The organism is bacterium (assembly GCA_035691305.1).
Classification (GTDB): domain Bacteria; phylum Sysuimicrobiota; class Sysuimicrobiia; order Sysuimicrobiales; family Segetimicrobiaceae; genus DASSJF01.
This window is the reverse complement of the sequence record DASSJF010000002.1, coordinates 1-18,447: the sequence shown is the minus strand read 5'-3', so window position 1 is coordinate 18,447 and position 18,447 is coordinate 1. Positions and strand designations below refer to the sequence as shown.

The window sequence follows — 18,447 nt, the reverse complement described above, 5'->3', positions numbered from 1 at the left end:
CCGACGCGGGGGAGATCCCGCGCAAGGAGGAGACCGTGACCGCCCTCGACTCCGTTTCGCAGGCCCAACTCACCGAGTTCAACCGCACGATCGCCCGATGGACCCGCCTCTCCGGCTCGCAGGACGAGCGCGAGGCCGCGGCCTACGTGGAGGACCGGCTGCGCGCGTTCGGTTTCGCGGCGCAGACGATCGTGCATGACGCCTACATCAGCCTGCCGCGCGCGGCCTCGCTGCGGGTCACCGCGCCCGAATCGCGCAACCTGCCGTGCATCACCCATTCGATGGGCGTTCCGACCGGCGGGCACGCCGTCGCCGCGGAACTCGTGTACGCGGGCAAGGGCTCCGCGGAGGAGTACGCGACGGCGGGCGCAACCGGTAAGGTGGCCCTCGTCGAGGGCCGGGCCACCCCGGCGCACGCGGTCAACGCGACCCGGGCCGGCGTCCTTGGGATCGTCTGCATCAGCGGCCGCGTGGCCCACGAGATGTGCTGCTCGCCGATCTGGGGCAACCCGTCGGAGGGCACGGTGGGCGCGCTGCCGCGGGTGCACCTGCTCTCCGTGGACAAGGCGGACGGCGAAGCGCTGCGCGCCCTCTGCGCGCGCGGCCGGATCGAGATCCAATTCACCGCGGAGGTCGAGACCGGGTGGACCCGGACGCCGATCGTGATCGGCGATCTCGCGGCGGGCCACGCCGAGGCGGACGGGACGTTCGTGCTGTTCTCCGGCCACCTCGACGGCTGGTACCTCGGCGCGATGGACAACGGCAGCGCGAACGCCGCGATGCTCGAGGTGGCGCGTGTGCTCGCGCCGGACCGCGCCGGGTTCCGGCGGGGGCTGCGGCTCGCGTTTTGGTCGGGGCACTCGCACGGCCGCTATTCATCGTCGGCGTGGTACGCCGACGCAAACTGGGCCGAGCTCGCCGAGCGCTGCGTCTGTCACGTCAACGTCGATTCGCTCGGCGGCGTCGACGCGGACACGTTCGCAACCAACTCGATGCCCGAGACCGCGCCGCTCGGCATCCGGGCCGTGAAAGAGGCCGCGAACGCGATCCTCGACGCCAAGCGCGTGGGCCGCAACTCCGACCAGTCGTTCCTCGGGGCCGGCGTGCCGTCGCTGCTCGGCTCGGTCTCGCACCAAACGGACGGCAGCCTCGGCTGGTGGTGGCACACACCGCACGACACGCTCGACAAAATCGATCCGGCCCGGCTCGTGCGCGACACCAGGGTCTTCGTGCGGGCGATCTCAAGCCTTCTCGAAGATCCGGTCCTCCCGCTCGACTACGGCGCGGCGGCGCGCGACCTCCGGAAGAGCCTCGAGGAGCTGCAGCAGGCGGCACCCGATTTCGACCTGGCCCCGGCTCCCGCGGCCGCGGCCCGGCTGGAGGCGTTGTGCGACCGGTTGACCCGGGCGGCCGTGGACGTCAAAGGCGGGGCCGCCGCGCGGTCGATCAACACCTGTCTGCGGCAGGTGGGGCGCGCGCTGATCCCGGCGATCTACACTTCCACGGGGCCGTTCGCGCACGACCCGGCGCTCGAAACGCCGTTTCTGCCGCGACTGGCCGCGGTGAGACGCCTCGCCGCGCTGCCGGCCGGCGGTGACGAGGCGAAGTTCCTGCGCGTGGACCTCGTGCGCGGGCGCAACGCGGTCACCGCTGCGATCCAGGAAGCGTGCCGGCACGTCGAGGCGTGCCTCGAGCGGCTGGGCTAGGCCTCCCCCGTCGTACGTGAGCGGCCGCCCCGCCGCCGTGTTCCCCAACCCCACCGGCCGCGCGGCGGGCTGCCTTTACAGCTCGCGGGGATCGAGCGCGTCCCGCACGGCGTCCCCGACCACGTTGAACGCCAGCGTCACGACGAGGATCGCCATGCCGGGAATGACGGCGAGCTGCGGGCTGCTCGTGATGTAGTTGCGGCCGACGCTCAGCATGGCGCCCCACTCCGCGGCCGGCGGCTGCACGCCGAGGCCGAGGAAGCTCAGCCCGGAGGCCGTGAGGATCGCGGTCGCGAGGCGCAGCGTCGACTGCACAACGAGCGGCGAGAGGATGTTCGGGAAGATGTGCCGCATCATGACCGTCCCTTCGCCGGCGCCGAGCGCCTGCGCCGCCTGCACATAGACCTCCTGCCGCGCGAGCAGCGTCGACCCGCGCGCGATGCGCGCGAACGGCGGGATCGAGTTGATGCCGATCGCGACGATCACGTTGCCCATCCCCACGCCGAGCGCGGCGATCACCGCCACGGCCAGGAGAAACCCCGGGATCGCCAGCAGGACGTCCATGGCGCGCATGATCACCGTGCTGCCGAACCCGCCGTAATACCCGGCGACGACGCCGAGCGCGGAGCCCGCGATGAACGCGAGCGCGACCGCGCCGAGCGTGATCAGCAGCGTGTTGCGCCCGCCCCACAGCAGCCGGCTCGTGATATCCCGGCCGAGCTCGTCGGTGCCGAGCGGGTGCGTCCACGACGGCGGCGCTCCGGGGTTGGCGACGTCGACGAGATTGGGCGGGTGCGGGGAGAGCCACGGCGCCGCCGCGGAGACCACGACCGCCAGCACCAGCACCGCGAGCCCCGCCACCGCCGCCGGCCGGCGGAAGAAGCTGCGCGCCGCGCGGACCCACGGACTCGCCGGCGCCGCGGCCGCGCGCGCGGCGGGCGCGAATCGGGGACGGCCGGAAACCGCCTGTTCAGTCAAAGCGGATCCTCGGGTCGAGGTAGGCGTACAGCAGATCGACGGCCAGGTTGACGGCGATGAAGGTGACGGAGAACAACATCACGGTAGCCTGCACGACCGCGATGTCCCTGGTGCGGATCGCGTCCACGACAAGGCGGCCGAGGCCGGGGCGGGCGAACACGGTCTCCGTCAGCACGGTGCCGGCCAGCAGGTACCCGAGCTGCAGGCCGAGCACGGTGACGATCGGGATGACGGCGTTGCGGAACGCGTGGCGCAGCACGAGCGTCCCGCGCGCGACGCCCTTCGCCAGCGCCGTGCGGAGGTAGTCCTGGCGCAGCACGTCCAGCATCGCGGCGCGGGCCTGGCGCGCGACCGTCGCCGCCGTCGCCGCGCCGAGGGTCAGCGCCGGCAGGACCAGCTGGGCCGCCGTGCCGGCGCCGGTGCTCGGCAGCCAGCGCAGCGACACCGAGAACAGCATCATCAGCATGAGGCCGAGCCAGAAGATCGGCACCGAGATGCCGAGCGCGGTCGCGACGGACGCGGCGGCGTCCCACGCGGAGTGCTGGTGGGTGGCGGACGTGATGCCCGCGGTGAGCCCGGCCGCGGCCGCGAACGCCATCGCCGCCGCGGCAAGCTCGGCGGTCGGGCCGACGCGTGTTGCGATCTCGTAGGCGACCGGGCGCCGGGTCACGGCGGAACGGCCGAGGTCGAACCGCACGAACCGCCCGAGCCAGCGGGCGTACTGCACGTAGACGGGCTGATCCAACCCGAGTGCTACGCGGATCGCCTGCACGTCCGCGGCCGTCGCGTCGGCGCCGGCCATCACCGCCGCCGCGTCACCCGGAATCGCCTTCAGGATGCCGAAGACGATGAGCGAAACGCCGAGCAGGACCGGGACGGCCCACAGCAGGCGCTCCGCGATGTGGCGGAGCATCGCGCCGGGCGGCCGCCCTCAGCGCGCGAGCCGGCCCGGCACGAACTCACCGGTCGGCAGCACGGTGAAGCCCGACGTCCCGTTCCGCGCGCCCCAGATGTTGACGAGCTGCAGCAGGTACACGATCGGCTGGTCGTCCCAGACCAGGCGCTGCGCCTCCTTGAGGATCGGCAGGCGCTTCTCCGGGTCGAACGTGCGGCGCTCCGCCGCGATCAGCGCATCGACCTTCGGGTTGGCGTAGCCCGTCCGCTGCTGCGTCGCGGGGACGTTCGTGGCCGCGGAGTCGTACATCCGGTAGAGGTGATAGTCGATGTAGGGGCTGCCCTTCAGCAGACAGGTCGCGGTGCCGGGACGGTTGTCCGGGTCGGAGGAGCTGAACGCCAGCAGATCGGCGAACGCCATCTCGCGGATCGTCATCTGCACCCCGACGTTGGCCCAGTAGCCCTGCACGGCCTGCACGACCTGCGTATCGCCGGCCCACCGGCCGCTGGTGAGATTCACGGTCACGCGCATGCCGGAACCGTAGCCGGCCTCGGCAAGCATGCGCTTCGCGCGCTCGGGATCGTAGTGGAACGGCGGAAAATCGAAGCTGCCCCACAGCCCCGGCACGCCCGGACTGTTGAGCGGCCGGGCGAAGCCCTTCATGATGCCCTTGATGATCGCGTCCTTGTCGATTGCGATGTTGAGCGCCCGGCGCACCCGCACATCGGAGAACGGCGGTTTCGTGTCGGCCGTCTCGAGCTCGGCGATCGTCTGGCTCGGTTCCGCGCGCAGGTAAAGGCCCGACGTCTGCCGGAGCGCCGGCACGTCTGCCGGCGGCAGGTTGAGCACGGCGTCGGCCTCGCCGGTCTTCAACACCACCACCCGCGCGGCCGGCTCCGGAATCGGCCGGTAGACGATGCGGCGCACGCGCGGCTTGGGGCCCCAGTAGTCCGGGTTGGCCGCGGCCGAGACGTGATCGTTCGGGATCCACTCCTCGAACTTGAACGGCCCCGTTCCCACGGGGTGGCGGCCGAAGTCCTGGCCGTACTGCTTGACGGCCGCGGGGCTGATGATCTTCGCCGAGACGTCCGCCATCAAGAGCGGAAAATCCGGATTCGGCGGGTCCGTTGTGAAGCGGACCGTGCGGTCGTCGACCGCGGCGACTTCTTTGATCAGGAGGTAGTTGCCGCGGCGCGTCGCGGGCACGCTCTTGTCGAAGATCCGGTCGAACGTCGCGCGGACCGCCTCGGCGTTGAAGGGCGTGCCGTCATGAAACCTGACCCCGGGCCTCAGCCCAAACGTCCAGCTCCGGCCGTCGGCGCTCGCCTTCCACGAGGTGGCGAGCGCCGGCACGACCTGCCCCTTGTTGTTCCAGGTCACCAAGCCGTCGTACATCGCGTTCATGATCGCCTGGAACGGGCCGGTGCCGACCGCGGGCTCGAGGCTGTTGGGTTCGGTGCCGTCGGCGACGACGAAGGTCTGCTCCCTCGGCACCGCGGCCGACGCGCGCCGGGGCGCCCCGAGAATCGCCAACGGCGCCGACCCCACGACGACCGCGGCCGCCGCGGACCGCAGCGCGCCCTCTCTCAACAGCTCCCGACGCCGCAACCGCTTCATCGCCGCCCCCTCCTCGCGCATCTCAGCAGTAGGTATTGTATTCCCGGCCGTCGATCGGCACGGTGATGACCGCGGGGCGGCCGGACCCCAACGCCGCGGCGACCGCGCGGCGCAGCGCATCCGTGGACTCGGCGCGCACGCCCTCGATCCCGAACCCGCGCGCGATCTCCTCGAACCGGGGCGGCGGAAAATCGACGCCGTACGGGTCGAAGCCCCGGCGGCGCTGCCCGACGCGGATCAGGCTGAGGCTCGCGTCGACGAAGCAGACGATCGTCACCGCGACCTCGTACTGACGAAGGAACGTCAGGTTGTGCAGCATCATCGAGAGGCCGCCGTCGCCGGTCACGGCGAGCACGGGGCGCCCGCGGAGCTCCAGCTTGGCCGCGATCGCCGCCGGTACGCCGTATCCCATGCCGGAGAGTCCGTTCGACATGAAGAACGTCTGCGGCTCGTACGACGTCCAGAACTGCCCGCAGTAGTACTTGTGCGAGCCCACGTCGCACGTGAGCACCGTGTCGTGCGGCGCGGCGTCGCGCAGCGCGCGCAGCGCGGCGAGCGGGCTGATCCCCGCGGGGTCCGGGAAGGCGAGCGGCTCGGGGCGAATCCGCGCGCGGGCGGCGGCCAGCACGGACTCGGACCAGCGGCGGGGGCGAACGCCGCCGAGGGCGGCGAGGGACTCGGCGATGCCGCCGAGCGGTTCGACCGGCCGGTACGCGCCCTCGGCCGTAGAAGCGCGCGAGAGGTTCACGATCCGGCTCCGGACGTACCAGTCCTTGTCGCACTCGACGGGATCGAAGCCCACGCCCAGCAGGACATCGGCCTGCTCGACCGTCTCCATCACGGCGCCGTCGATCGCCATCCCGCCGACCACGCCGAGGAACCCGGGCCCGTCTTCGGGTAACATGCCTTTTGCTTTCGGCGTCACGATGAAGGGCCATCCCGTACGGTCCGCAAACGCGCGCAGCGCCGGCGCGTCGGCCGGGGTACAGCCGAGGCCGACCACGATGAGCGGGCGCTCCGCGCCGCCGAGCAGGTCCCGGGCTTCGGCGAGGGCCGGCGCCGAATTCTCGGCCGCGCCCGGAGACGGCGTACCGCCCGGATGCAGGAGCGCGAGATCGGAGGCCGCGCCGGCGGACTCCGCGGCCGGGGCGAGGTTGCTCGGCAGCGCAAGGTGCACCGGGCCGGGAGGCGCGCTCGCGGCGAGGGCGATCGCGCGGCGCGCGAGGTCGCCGGTCCCCCGGCCGTCCACGGTGGCGCTCGCCTTGGCGATGGCGCCGAAGAGCCGCCCGAGCGGAAGGCGCTGGTGCGGGAAATGCGGTGCGATCGCGGTGGAGAGGTCTGCGGTGATCGCCACGACCGGCGAGCGGTCGAGCAGCGCGTTCGCGACCCCGAGGCCGAGGTTCATCGCGCCGGGTCCGAGCGTCGCCATGCAGACGCCGGGGCGTCCGGTGATCTGGCCGGTCACATCCGCCATAAACGCGGCGCTTGCCTCGTGGCCCGTGAGGTAGAATCGGATGCCCGCGCGGCGGCACGCCTCGATGAGCACGGTGATCTCGCCGCCCGGCAGTCCGAAAGCGTGGTCGATGCCGGCGTCCGCCAGCACCGCGGCGATGGCCTCGGCGTTCGTAGCCAATTCGTTCCTCCCGTCCCGAGCGTTGAGTCGGTGCCGATCGAAGGGCCCGTGGACGGCGCCATGTAATGTCCGTTGGGAGATTCTCCCTCTCCGCGGTCCGCCCTCGTTATAGTAAGAAAGACGATTGTGTGCCGAACATGAGGTGAGGTGGATGGCACCGGCCGGGGTCGCCGTCAGGTTCGCCAGGCAGTCGGATGTCGCCGGGTTGGCGAAGATGCGCGAGGCGCTGTGGCCGTCCGCCTCCGTCGACGAGCACGCGCGGCAACTTGCGGCGATCGTCGACGGCAGCGCTCAACTCACGATGCCGCTCGCCGTCCTCGTGGCCGAGGCGCCCGGCCGCCCGCTCGTGGGATTCTTGGAAGTCGGCCTGCGGTCACACGCGGAGGGCTGCGATCCCGCACGCGCCGTGGGCTACATCGAAGGCTGGTACGTCGCCGCCCCGCACCGGCGTCAAGGCATCGGCCGCCGGCTCGTCGCCGCCGCCGAGCAGTGGGCGCGCGGCCGGGGGTGCGTGGAGATGGCCTCCGACACGTGGATCGACAACGACCTCTCCCAGCGGGCCCACGAGGCGTTGGGCTACGCCGTCGTCGACCGGTGCGTACACTTCCGCAAGGCGCTCTAAGTCCTACTCGTACCGCAGGGCCACGATCGGATCGAGCGCGGCGGCGCGCTGCGCCGGGTAGAAGCCGAAGACCACTCCGACCGCAAGCGACGAGACGAAGCCGAGCACGATCGACATCGGCGAAACGAGCGTCGGCCAGTGCGCCATCACCGAGGCGCCCTGGGCCGTCGCGACCCCCATGATGATTCCCATCAGCCCGCCGAGGCAGGCCAGCGTCAGCGCCTCGACGAGGAACTGCATCAGGATGTCGTGGCCGCGCGCGCCGACCGCCATGCGCAGTCCGATCTCCCGCGTCCGCTCGGTGACCGACACGAGCATGATGTTCATGATGCCGATGCCGCCGACGACGAGCGAGACGACCGCGATGCCGGCGAGCAGCAGCGCCTGGGTCTGCGAGGTGGCGAGCCGGACCTGCTGGATGTCGGCGATGTTGCGCACCGAGAAGTCGTCGGGTTGGGCGGCCGTGAGATGGTGTCGCAGCCGAAGCAGCCGCTCGGTCGCGTCGATCACCCCCGGGACGTCCTCGGGGGTGCCGGCCGAAACGAGAATCTGCCCGACGTACGCCTGACCCGTCAGGCGATCGAGCAGCGTCGTGATCGGCACGATCACGAAGTCGTCCTGGTCGCGGCCAAACCCCGACTGCCCTTTGGACGTCATCACGCCGAGCACACGGAAGGGCACGTTCTTGATGACCACCGTCGCGCCGACCGGCGAGCCGCTCGGGAAGAGGTTCTGCGCGACCGTCGAGCCGAGGACGGCCACTTTCGCTTCCTGGGTGACCTCGGTCTGGTCGAAGAAGCGTCCGGTGGCCACCTGCCAGTTGCGAACGTCGGTCCACGAGGGTGTGCTGCCCTGAATCGACGTGAACCAGTTGGCTCCGCCCGCGACCACCTGCGCGCCGGTCGACGACTGCGGCGCCGCCGAGCCGACGGACGGCACTTCGTTCGCGACCGCCGTCGCATCGTCGAGCTTGAGTGTGGTCCGGCTCCCGCCCCCCAGGTTGACGCCGCCCGTGCTCTGCGCGCCCGGGATGACCACGACCAGGTTGGCGCCGAGGCTCTCGATCTGCGCGAGCACGGCGGCCTGCGCGCCGGATCCGATCGCCATCGAGGTGATCACGGCGCCGACGCCGATGATGATGCCGAGCATCGTCAGCAGCGAACGCGTCGCGTTTCGGCGGAGCGCCTGCCAGGCGACGCGGAGCAGCAGCCCGAGGCTCATACGCGGACCTCCGGCCCGGCGGCCGCGGGCGCCTGGTCGACGACGGCGCGCACGGACTCCGGGATCGCTTCGGTCATGGGCCGGTCGGAGAGAATGAGGCCGTCGCGGAAGGTCACCACCCGCTTCGACCACGCCGCGGTGTTGATATCGTGCGTGACGACCAGGACGGTCAGTCCCCGCTGGTCGTTGAGCCGCCGGAACAGCGTCATGATCTCCGCGCTGCTCTTGCTGTCGAGGTTCCCCGTCGGCTCGTCCGCCATCAGGAGCGGCGCGCCGTTCGCCAGCGCGCGGGCGATCGCGACGCGCTGCTGCTGCCCGCCGGAGAGCTCGCTCGGCTTGTGGTCGAGCCGGTTGCCCAGCCCCACGCTCTCCAACAGCTCCTTGGCCCTCGCGTCGCGTGTTTCGCGCAGGATCCCGGCGTAGAGCATCGGCAGCTCGACGTTCTCGAGCGCGCTGGTCCGGGCGAGCAGGTTGAAGCTCTGGAAGACGAAGCCGATCTGTTTGCTGCGCACCACGGCGAGCTCGTCCGCGGTGAGGCGCGAGACCTCCTGGCCGGCAAGCTTGTACGATCCGGACGTCGGCCGGTCCAGGCAGCCGAGCAGGTGCATGAACGTGGACTTGCCGGAGCCCGACGGGCCCATGATCGCCACGAACTCTCCGCGCCGCACGTCGAGACTCACGCCGCGCAGCGCGTGGACCGCCATGTCACCGGCGCCGTACACCTTCGTCATGTCGCGGACCTCGATGAGAAGGTCCGAATGAGTCGGCAGGGTGCGCCGGATCGCCATTACGGGTTCCCGCTCGACGGCGTGCTGCTCGGCCTCGTTCCGCCGCTCCCGCCGGGCGCGCCCTGACCGCCGCCTTGCCGGCCGCTTCCGCCTTGCCCCGGCCGGCGATTGCCGCGCACGGCGGCGACGATCACGCGGTCGCCTTCCTGGAGTCCGGACCGGACCTCCACGTTCTTATTGTCTGACACGCCGATGACGATGCGAACCGGCGACGGCTGATTGGTGCGCAGCAGCCACACGGTAACGGTAGAGCCGGGCGCGCCGGCGACGGGCGCGGCCGCGGCACCGCCGCCGGACCCCACGAATCCGACGCCGCCTAACGGGCCGCCGGAAGGCGCGCCGCCGCCCGTGGTGGTCGGCCGCGCGCCCTGCTGGAGGGGACGGAAGAGCAACGCCTGCAGCGGGATCGCAAGTACATGCGTGCGCGTCTCGGTGCTGATCGTCACCTGCGCCGTCATGCCGGGAAAGAGCCGGCCGGAATCATCGTGGACCGCGACGACCGCATCGTAGGTCACCACGTTCGACACGACCGTCGGGTTGACGCGGACCTGCTTCACGGTGCCGTTGAACGTGACGTTGGGATAGGCCGTGACGGTGATCGTCGCGGCGTTGCCCTGCCGGACGGTGCCCACGTCGGCCTCATCGACCGAGGTGTCCACCTGCATGTCCTTCAAGTTGGACGCGATCGTGAACAGCGTGGGCGTCTGCAGCGACGCGGCCACGGTCTGGCCGACGCTCACGTTGCGCGCCATGACCACGCCGTCGACCGGACTCGTGATGATGGTGCGGGAGAGATTGTACTGTGCCGTCTGCAGCTGCGCGGAGGCGGACTGCACCTGGTGCCCGGAGGTCCCGGCCTGGGCGCTCGCGGTCTGCACGGCCTGCTGAGCGCTGCGCACCGACGACAGGCTCGAGGCCACCTGCGCCTGCGCCGCGCCGACCGCCGCCTGCGCGGCGGCGAGATCGTCCTGTGCCGTCTGCGCGGCCGTCCGATCCGTGTCCATCTGGCTCTGCGCGATGTAGCCCTGCGCAAGCAGCTGCTGGTCGCGCTTCACGGTCGTCTGCGCGAGGGCGAGCTGGCTGCGCGCCTTCGTCACGCCGGCCTGGGCGTTCCGCAAATTTGCGAGCTGCTGTTCGTAGTTGGCCTGCGCCGTCTGCACCCCGGCCCGAGCCTGCGCGATGCCGCTCTGCGACGCGGCTGCGGTCGACTGCGCGGCCGCGAGCGCGGCGCTCTGCTGTTCAACCGCGGACTGGAACGACGTCGGATCGAGGGTGGCGAGCACCTGGCCCTTCTTGACGCGCGAGTTGTAGTCGGCGCCGAGCGTCGCGATCGTGCCGGACACCTGGGTCCCGACCTGGATCTGATCCACCGGGTTCACCGTGCCGGTCTCCGTCACGGTCGACGAAATGTCGGCATACTGCACCGGCCGGGCGATGTAGCGGACGGCGGTGCGCCGCTGCCCGAGCCGCTGCACTGCGACGATGCCGCCCGCGGCGAGCGCGGCGACGACGGCCAGCGCGATGATCCGCCGGACGGTGAACCAGCGGAAAAATCTCATTGCGAACCTCCCCCCACGCCTGCCACGACGGGTGCGCCCTCCGCGTGCCGCAGCGTCACGAGCGCGGATTCAAACTGAAACTGCGCGGACGCGGCGTTGACGTCCGCCTGCGTCGCCGTCGTCTGCGCCTGAATCACCGCGATGACGGTCCCGACGCCGGCGCGGTACTGCCCCTGCGCCACGCTGAACGCCTGGTCGGCCGCGGTCTTGGCCGCCTGGGTCGCCGTCACGTTGGCGGCCGCCTGCAGCGCGCCGAGGTACGACTGATAGGCGTCTTGCCGGATCGCGAGGATCTGCGAGGCAAGCGACGCCTGCGCGCCCTTGAGCGTCGCCTGCGCGGCGGAGATCTCGTCCCGGCCGCGGCCCGCGTCGAAGAGCGGCAAGCTGATCGAGCCGGTGAGGCCGTACGACGACGAGTTGTTGAGTGCGGGTGCGGTGCTGTACGGCGTGTAGCCGGCGCCGAGCCCGATGTTCACCTGGGGCCCGGCGTTCACGTAGGCGGTCGCGAGCCCCGCCTGCGCCGACTGCACCGCCGCGTTCGCCTTCGCGATCTCCGGCCGGTTCGCGAGCGCGGCGGAGATCACCTGATCCCCGGTCACGGATACCTGCGGCACGGACGGTGTCGGGCGCGACGCTTCGATCGGCGCCGTCGTATCGATGCCCATGGTGCTGGCGAGGTTGGCCTTGGCCGTCAAGATCTGCGCGTTCGCGTTGAGCGCGGCGACCTGGGCCTGCGCGACCTGGGCCTGCGCCTGGATCACGTCGGCCTGCGGCGCCACCCCCGCGCGCACCTGCGCCTGAACGAGCTCGAGCTGCGCCTGCGCCTGCGCCAGGGACTGCTGCTGTGCCTGCGCGACGCCTTCGTTTCCGAGAATCGTGAAGAACTGCGTGGCCGCCTGCAGCGCGAGATCCTGCTCCGTCTGCCGCAGCGCCGCCCGCGCGGACGAGACCGTCGCTTCGGCGGTTCCGACGAGCGCCGCCGTGCGCCCGTTGTCGAACAGCGTCACGTTGCCGGCGACCGTCGCGGTGCCGCTCGCGCCCACGCTGGGAAGCGGCGCCGACGTGAAGGTAGAGTTCGATGAATTGGTCGTGCCGTACGAGCCGTTGCCGGTGAGCGACACGGTCGGCGCGTAGCCCGCCTTGGCCAGCGCCACGCTCTGCTGCGCCGCCTCGAGCGTCTGTTGCGCCGCGACGATCTGCGGGTTGTGCGTAATCGTCGTCTGCACCGCCTGGGCCAGCGTGTAGCTCTGCGCCGTCGAGGGCGCGGCAGGGGCCGCGGGCGCCGGAGATGCGGGCGGTGCCGGCGGCGCCTGTGCCGCACCGGGCCGCGGCGCCATGAACGTCGCCGCGCTCATCGCGAGCGCGAGGACAAGCACGGCGAGTTGACGGACCAGACCTCTCATACTACAGCCTCCTCTACCGCGGCGGCCTCCTGCCGCCTCGGGAACGTAACCGTGAACGTGCTGCCGGATCCGACGGCGCTGTCGACGGACACCCGGCCGCCGTGCGCCTCGACGAGCGACTTGACGATCGCCAGTCCCAATCCCGTGCCGCCGCTGGTGCGCGCCCGCGACTGGTCCGCTCGGTAGAAGTGCCGGAAGATGTGCGGCAGGTCCGCCGCCGCGATGCCGACCCCGGTATCCGACACCTGGAGCCGCACCCCGACATCGTCCTCGCCCATGGCCACCCGGACTTCGCCGCCCTGGGGCGTGAAGCGGACCGCGTTCTCGACCAGGTTCTGCACGATCTGGCGCAGGCGGTCCGGATCGGCGTCGATGCGCGGCAGCCGCTGCGGGACGTCCGTACGCAGCGCGACGCCGCGCTCTTCCGCGAGCGGCGAAACGGCCTCCAGCGTCTCGCGCACCACGCGGCCGGCGTCGATCTTTTTCAGGCTCAACTGCAGCTGTCCGGCCTGCGCGAGCGACAGATCGCGCAGGTCCGTGATGAGCCGCGCGAGCAGGAGCGTCTGGCTGTGCAGGGTCGCGATCCGCTCCGGCGTCGGCTCGATCACACGATCGAGCACACCTTCGAGCGTGCCCTGGATGACGGACAGCGGTGTGCGCAACTCGTGCGCCACGCCGGCAAAGAGGCGGCGCCGCTGCTCCTCATCGGCTGCGAGGCGTTCCGTCATTCTATTGAAGGCGCGCGCCAGTTCCGCGACCTCGTCCTGGCCTCGCACCGGCACCGCGGGCGGCGTCCCGCCGCGGGCGATCACGCGCGCCGCGACCGTCAGGTCGGTAATCGGACGCACCAGCCGGCGCGTCAGCCACAACGTGACGAGAAGACCGAGGAGCACCGCAATGCCCGTACCGCCCCAAATGGCGTTGCGGAAACGACTCTCGAACAGGATCTCGCGCGGGCCGAGCGGACGCCGCCGCTGGCGGTCGGGCGGTTGCGGCGCGACGTTGGCCGGCCGCTCGCCCGGCGCGGGGGCCACAGTGCCGCCCGGCGCCGGCGCCTCCCGCCGCTCGACGTACTGGCGGAAGGTCTGCCGCGCCTGGTACGAGCTGAACGTCGCGGAAAGCACGGTCGTCAGCACGGCGACCGCGATGACCGCGACGCTCAGCCGCGTGCTGAGACTACGCATGCGCGGCCTGCTGCCGCCGGTCGTCCTCCGGGCGCTGGAACTTGTAGCCCACCCCGTAGACGGTAAGGATAAAACGCGGGTTGCGGGGGTCATGTTCGATCTTGCTCCGGAGGTTCTTGATGTGCGCGTCGACCGTGCGCTCGTAGCCTTCGAAGGCGTGGCCGTGGACGCGATCGATCAGCTGCATCCGCGTGAAAACCTGGTTGGGATGGCTCGCCAGCGTCTCGAGCATCCGGAACTCTGTCGGCGTGAGATCGATCGGCCGCCCCGCGAGCGTCACCTGGTGGCCGCGCAGGTCGATGATCATCTCCCCGAGCCGGAGTACCTCCGGGGTCTCGTGGCTGCCCCTCCTCAGAACCGCGCGCACGCGCGCGACAACCTCGCGGGGGCTGAAGGGCTTCGTGATGTAGTCGTCCGCGCCGAGCTCCAGGCCGAGCAGTTTGTCGGACTCCTCGTCGCGCGCGGTCAGCATGATGATCGGCGTGCGGGCGCGCTCCCGGATGCGGCGGCACACCTCCCGGCCGTCGAGCTTCGGCAGCATGAGGTCGAGGATCACGAGGTCGGGACGCACGCGCTCGTGCTCCTTGAGCGCGGCCTCCCCGTCGGCCGCCACGGCGACGCCAAACCCTTCGCGCTCCAGATAGGTGCGCAGCAGCTCGACGATCTGCAATTCGTCATCTACGACCAGGACGGTCGGCACGGCTTTCAATCCCCTAGGGGCGGCGGCCGTCATGACAGGACCACCAGCCGCTTCCGATATTCTTCCTCGTTGATCTCGCCGCGGGCGAAGCGCTCGCGGACGGCCTGCACGGCGGCGTCGGGACGGCCCCACAGCGAACGCAGCGTGATCACCTTCCACGCGATCACGAGGAGCGAGGCCAGGAGCAAGAACCTCAGGAGGGCCATCAGGACGAACACGCCGGCGGCGATGCCGGGGCGCCGGCCGAATCCGCGCCCGCCGCCATACATCATACGGCCCGGGCCGAACCCGCGGCCAGAGCCGGACCCGTATCCCGGATAGCCGGGCGCCCCGGACCCGTAGCCTGGAGCCGTCCCCGGATTGCCGGGCGTGCCCGGCGTAGGCGCACCCTGCGCCGTCAACAGCGGGGCGTGTTGGGCCAGCGCCATGTTGCCGAAGCCAGGCACGGCCCCGCCGCCAAGTACGCCGGCAAGCACCACAACGCCTGCGACCATCGAGAGGCGTACGATCAAACGGTGGCGCATCTGCTGCCTCCTTAGCATTCCCTTCAATTTAACCGCTTACTTATTAACCGCTTACTTAGCGAACCGACCGCCTTCAATGTATCCCGGGCGGATATGTGAATTGTGAAGGTCTCGTAGGGCTGTTGTGAACACCGTCTAGGGACCTCCAGGGCCTGTTCCAGAGTCCCGGCCGGCCGGGGGACCCGCCTGGGGCCGCATCGAAGCCGGTGGACGTGCCCGAAACCGGCCGTGTCCCCCCCGATCGCATCACGGTTTCCGTGGTCCAACACCGCCTCACGGCCATCGTCGCGGAGATGGGCGAGGCGATGCTCCGCACCGCCTACTCCCAGATCCTGAACTCCAGCCGCGACTTCTCTACCGCCCTCTGCGGCGCGGACGGACGTCTGCTCGCCCAGGCCGAACACGTGCCGATCCACGTCGGCGCACTTCCCTGGTCGGTGCGGTCGGTGCTCGAATTCTTCCGGGGCCGGATCCGGCCCGGCGATCTCTACCTGGTCAACGACCCGTACTGCGGCGGCAGCCACCTGCCGGACCTGACGGTCGTCCTGCCGGTTTTTGCGGCACCGGCCGGGAACGGGACGGCGGGCCGGGCGGACCGTCGGCTCATCTGCTGGGCAATCAACCGCGCGCACCAGAGCGACATCGGCGGGGCGACGCACGGCAGCTATAATGCGGCCGCCACCGAGATCTGGCAGGAAGGCCTGCGGGTGCCGCCGCTCAAGCTGTACGACGCGGGGACCGAGCGGGACGACGTCCTGAACATGGTGGCGACGAACGTTCGCCACTCCCGCGACTTCCTCGGCGACCTCCGCGCCTCGATGGGGTCCGCGCGGCTCGGCGAGCGGCGGCTGCACCGGCTCGCGGAAGAGTACGGGGTCGAGACGCTGCTCGACGCGCTGCGCGAGGTCCTCGACGGCACGGAACGGCGCACGCGCGCCTGCATCCGGCCGTGGAAAGACGGCGTCTACGCCGGCGAGTCGGTGCTCGACGACGACGGGCACGGCGCAACAGACATCGCGGTGCGGGCGGTCGTCACGAAACGGGGAGACGCGCTGACGGTCGACCTGCGGCGCAGCCACGCGCAGGTCACGGGTTTCGTCAATTCCTCGCTGCCGAACACGATGTCCGCGGTGCACATGGCGGTCGCGTACCTGATCGACGCCGACATTCCGAAGAACGACGGGACCTTCCGGCCGGTCACGGTGCTGACGACGGAAGGCACGATCGTCCATCCGCGCCCGCCGGCGCCCGTCACGCTCTGCACGAACCACTGCGGCCAGGAGATCGCGGAGTCGGTGCTCAAGGCCCTCGCCCCGGCCTGTCCTGAGCGCGCGATCGCCGGATGGGGCCGCCGGTTCCGGATCGCGATCCGGGGCACGGATCCGCGCAGCGGCCGGCCGTTCATCTGGCACATGTTCCACGCGCGGCCGGGCGGCGGCGCCTCCGCCGCGGGCGACGGCTGGGCGACGGCCGGCGAAGGCCAAGCCGCGGGCGGGCTCAAGTTCGGCAGCGTGGAGGTGACCGAGGTTCGTTTTCCGCTCGTCATGGAGCGCCACGAGTTCCGGACGGACTCCGGCGGCGACGGGCAGTTTCGCGGCGGCGTGGGCGCGGAGCTCGCGATGCGCGCGGAGACCGCCGCACCGGCCGTGGCGAACACCGCGGGCGACGGCGTCCGGCACGCGCCCTACGGCCTGTTCGGCGGCCGCGACGGCGCGGTGCATCGGTACCGGCTCATCTCGAAGGGCCGGACGCGCATCCTGCGGACAAAGGAGGTTGGCATCCCGGTTCAGCCGGGCGACCTGTTCCTGGTCGAGTCTTCCGGAGGCGGCGGCTATGGGCCGTCCAGGTACCGTGACGCCGCGGCGCGGGCGGCCGACATCGACAACGGCTTCGTGTCGAGGCGGGGCCGTGCGCAGGAACCCCGCGTGCGAAAGGCTCGCCTGCCAAAGAGGCGCCGCGCGCGCAGGACGAGCCGGTGAGCGCGTCCTACCGAATCGGCATCGACGTCGGCGGGACCTTCACGGACGCCGTCTGCGTGGACGGCGCAGGCGCCGTCACGCTCGCGAAGGCCGCCTCTACCCCGGCCGATCCGTCCGTCGGCGTGCTCGACGCGATCCAGACCCTCGCGGAACGCCTCGGCGTCGATTCCCGCGCGCTGCTCGCCGCCACGTCGCAGATCGTCCACGGCACAACGGTCGCGACGAACGCCCTGCTGGAACGGCGCGGTGCGAAGGTGGGCCTGCTGACCACGGAAGGCCATCGCGACGTCCTGGAGATGCGCGAAGGCCTGAAACCGGACCGGTACAATCTGCGGATGCCGCCGCCGGTCCCGCTCGTGCCGCGGGCGCTTCGGCTCGGCGTCCGGGAGCGCACGCGCGCGGACGGCACCGTCGCCGTGCCGCTCGCGCGGCCTTCGCTCGACCGCTCGATCCGCGCGCTCGAGCGCGCCGGCGTGGACTCGGTCGCGATCTGCTACCTGCACGGTTACCGCAACCCCCGCCACGAGCTGGCGACGCGAGACGCGGTGCGGCGGCGCCTTCCGCGGGCCTACGTGTCACCGTCGTGGGACGTGCTGCCGCAGATCAAGGAGTACGAACGCGTCTGCGCGACGGTCATCAACGCCTACGTCGGCCCGGCCCTCGAGCGCTACCTGACGCGGCTGAGATCGCGCCTCCGCGCGGCGGGGTACCGGCGCCACGTGTTCGTGATGCAGTCGCACGGCGGCGTCGCGTCGATCTCGGAAGCGGCGCGGCTCGCCGCGGGCGCGATCCTCTCGGGGCCGGCGGGCGGGGTAGCCGGCGGCGGCTACGCGGCGCGCCTCCTCGGCGACGGCGACCTGATTACCTTCGACATGGGCGGCACCAGCACGGACATCGCGCTCTTGGAGGACGGGCGGCCGCGGGTGACCGGCGACCGCCGCGTCAGCGGCCACACGCTCGCGATGCCGAGCGTCGACATCCACACCCTCGGCGCCGGCGGCGGCTCGCTCGCGCGCGTGGACGCGGGCGGCATCCTGCACGTCGGCCCGGAGAGCGCGGGCGCGGAGCCCGGCCCGGCGTGCTATGGGCGAGGCGGCACCGGCGCCACGGTCACCGACGCGAACGTCGTGCTCGGCTATCTCGATCCGGAGACGTTCTGGGGCGGGCGCCGGCGGCTCGATGCGGCGGCGGCGCACGGGGCGGTGGACGCGATCGCGGGCCGCTTCGGCAGCACGACGATCGACGCGGCGCGCGGCATCTACGACGTCGTCAACACCGCGATGGCGGAAGGCATCCGGGTCGTGTCTGTACGCCGGGGCATCGATCCCCGGCGCTTTGCGCTGCTGGCGTTCGGCGGCGCGGCCGGGCTGCACGCGACGGCCGTGGCGGCGATGCTCGACATCGGCCGGGTCGTCGTGCCGCGCCAGGCGCCGGTGCTGTCGGCGTGGGGCATGCTGGCCGCGGACCTCCGCTACAACGTGGTGCGGACGCACGTCGGCGAGATTCACAGAGTTGGCGCTGGCCGGCTGCGCAAGCTGTTCGCGGAGATGGAGCGCGAGGGGCGGGGCCGCCTCGCGCCGGCCGTCGCGGCGTCGGCCGGGTCGGCGGTGGCGGGGTCGGCGCCGGCGGGCGGGGCAG

General features: G+C 71.5%; 15 protein-coding genes. 4 read left to right on the top strand and 11 right to left on the bottom strand.

What is annotated here, in order from left to right:
• Nucleotides 1-35: 35 nt before the first annotated feature.
• The gene (locus VFL28_00275; protein HET7263077.1) at nucleotides 36-1,706 is read left to right on the top strand and encodes a M28 family peptidase; all 1,671 of its coding nucleotides are present in this window, start codon (nucleotides 36-38) and stop codon (nucleotides 1,704-1,706) included.
• 75 nt (nucleotides 1,707-1,781) lie between these two features.
• On the opposite strand, the gene VFL28_00270 is transcribed toward VFL28_00275, so the two are convergent.
• The 4 genes from VFL28_00270 to VFL28_00255 are packed head-to-tail and all read right to left on the bottom strand — an operon-like array spanning nucleotide 1,782 to nucleotide 6,829.
• Nucleotides 1,782-2,684, bottom strand: coding sequence for an ABC transporter permease (locus tag VFL28_00270; GenBank protein ID HET7263076.1), 903 nt, complete (start codon nucleotides 2,682-2,684; stop codon nucleotides 1,782-1,784).
• The gene (locus VFL28_00265) at nucleotides 2,677-3,597 is read right to left on the bottom strand and encodes an ABC transporter permease (protein ID HET7263075.1); all 921 of its coding nucleotides are present in this window, start codon (nucleotides 3,595-3,597) and stop codon (nucleotides 2,677-2,679) included. The genes VFL28_00270 and VFL28_00265 overlap by 8 nt, the downstream gene beginning before the upstream one ends.
• 18 nt (nucleotides 3,598-3,615) lie before the next feature.
• Complete coding sequence (locus VFL28_00260; protein HET7263074.1) at nucleotides 3,616-5,196, bottom strand: ABC transporter substrate-binding protein; 1,581 nt, start codon at nucleotides 5,194-5,196, stop codon at nucleotides 3,616-3,618.
• Nucleotides 5,197-5,218: 22 nt separating this feature from the next.
• Nucleotides 5,219-6,829, bottom strand: a complete 1,611-nt coding sequence (locus tag VFL28_00255; protein HET7263073.1) for a thiamine pyrophosphate-binding protein — start codon at nucleotides 6,827-6,829, stop codon at nucleotides 5,219-5,221.
• 151 nt (nucleotides 6,830-6,980) lie between these two features.
• Between VFL28_00255 and VFL28_00250 the strand changes: the two genes are divergently transcribed.
• Nucleotides 6,981-7,451 carry a GNAT family N-acetyltransferase gene (locus VFL28_00250; protein HET7263072.1) on the top strand — a complete coding sequence of 157 codons (471 nt, stop codon included), beginning with the start codon at nucleotides 6,981-6,983 and terminating at the stop codon, nucleotides 7,449-7,451.
• 3 nt (nucleotides 7,452-7,454) lie between these two features.
• Here VFL28_00250 and VFL28_00245 read toward each other — a convergent pair whose 3' ends face one another.
• The 7 genes from VFL28_00245 to VFL28_00215 are packed head-to-tail and all read right to left on the bottom strand — an operon-like array spanning nucleotide 7,455 to nucleotide 14,830.
• Nucleotides 7,455-8,672, bottom strand: coding sequence for an ABC transporter permease (locus tag VFL28_00245; protein ID HET7263071.1), 1,218 nt, complete (start codon nucleotides 8,670-8,672; stop codon nucleotides 7,455-7,457).
• On the bottom strand, nucleotides 8,669-9,460 hold the full coding sequence (locus tag VFL28_00240; protein HET7263070.1) for an ABC transporter ATP-binding protein: 792 nt from the start codon (nucleotides 9,458-9,460) through the stop codon (nucleotides 8,669-8,671). Before VFL28_00240 ends, VFL28_00245 begins: the two co-directional genes overlap by 4 nt.
• A complete protein-coding gene (locus VFL28_00235; protein ID HET7263069.1) occupies nucleotides 9,460-11,019 on the bottom strand; it encodes an efflux RND transporter periplasmic adaptor subunit in 1,560 nt (519 codons plus the stop codon). Before VFL28_00235 ends, VFL28_00240 begins: the two co-directional genes overlap by 1 nt.
• Complete coding sequence (locus VFL28_00230) at nucleotides 11,016-12,422, bottom strand: TolC family protein (protein HET7263068.1); 1,407 nt, start codon at nucleotides 12,420-12,422, stop codon at nucleotides 11,016-11,018. Before VFL28_00230 ends, VFL28_00235 begins: the two co-directional genes overlap by 4 nt.
• A complete protein-coding gene (locus VFL28_00225) occupies nucleotides 12,419-13,606 on the bottom strand; it encodes a HAMP domain-containing sensor histidine kinase (GenBank protein ID HET7263067.1) in 1,188 nt (395 codons plus the stop codon). Before VFL28_00225 ends, VFL28_00230 begins: the two co-directional genes overlap by 4 nt.
• On the bottom strand, nucleotides 13,599-14,306 hold the full coding sequence (locus VFL28_00220) for a response regulator transcription factor (protein HET7263066.1): 708 nt from the start codon (nucleotides 14,304-14,306) through the stop codon (nucleotides 13,599-13,601). The genes VFL28_00225 and VFL28_00220 overlap by 8 nt, the downstream gene beginning before the upstream one ends.
• A 29-nt stretch (nucleotides 14,307-14,335) precedes the next feature.
• Nucleotides 14,336-14,830, bottom strand: coding sequence for a hypothetical protein (locus VFL28_00215; GenBank protein ID HET7263065.1), 495 nt, complete (start codon nucleotides 14,828-14,830; stop codon nucleotides 14,336-14,338).
• Nucleotides 14,831-15,042: 212 nt separating this feature from the next.
• Here VFL28_00215 and VFL28_00210 point away from each other — a divergent pair, with 212 nt between their 5' ends.
• Both VFL28_00210 and VFL28_00205 read left to right on the top strand, forming a co-directional pair.
• A complete protein-coding gene (locus tag VFL28_00210; GenBank protein HET7263064.1) occupies nucleotides 15,043-16,809 on the top strand; it encodes a hydantoinase B/oxoprolinase family protein in 1,767 nt (588 codons plus the stop codon).
• Nucleotides 16,806-18,447, top strand: a 1,642-nt coding sequence (locus VFL28_00205; GenBank protein ID HET7263063.1) for a hydantoinase/oxoprolinase family protein, incomplete at its 3' end; no start/stop codon positions are given. The genes VFL28_00210 and VFL28_00205, both read left to right, overlap by 4 nt.

Coding starts and splice junctions, on each gene's coding strand:
- VFL28_00265 (HET7263075.1), bottom strand. CDS start 3,597: ATGCTCCGCCACATCGCGGAGCGCCTGCTGTGGGCCGTCCCGGTCCTG.
- VFL28_00260 (HET7263074.1), bottom strand. CDS start 5,196: ATGAAGCGGTTGCGGCGTCGGGAGCTGTTGAGAGAGGGCGCGCTGCGG.
- VFL28_00250 (HET7263072.1), top strand. CDS start 6,981: ATGGCACCGGCCGGGGTCGCCGTCAGGTTCGCCAGGCAGTCGGATGTC.
- VFL28_00245 (HET7263071.1), bottom strand. CDS start 8,672: ATGAGCCTCGGGCTGCTGCTCCGCGTCGCCTGGCAGGCGCTCCGCCGA.
- VFL28_00240 (HET7263070.1), bottom strand. CDS start 9,460: ATGGCGATCCGGCGCACCCTGCCGACTCATTCGGACCTTCTCATCGAG.
- VFL28_00235 (HET7263069.1), bottom strand. CDS start 11,019: ATGAGATTTTTCCGCTGGTTCACCGTCCGGCGGATCATCGCGCTGGCC.
- VFL28_00230 (HET7263068.1), bottom strand. CDS start 12,422: ATGAGAGGTCTGGTCCGTCAACTCGCCGTGCTTGTCCTCGCGCTCGCG.
- VFL28_00225 (HET7263067.1), bottom strand. CDS start 13,606: ATGCGTAGTCTCAGCACGCGGCTGAGCGTCGCGGTCATCGCGGTCGCC.
- VFL28_00215 (HET7263065.1), bottom strand. CDS start 14,830: ATGCGCCACCGTTTGATCGTACGCCTCTCGATGGTCGCAGGCGTTGTG.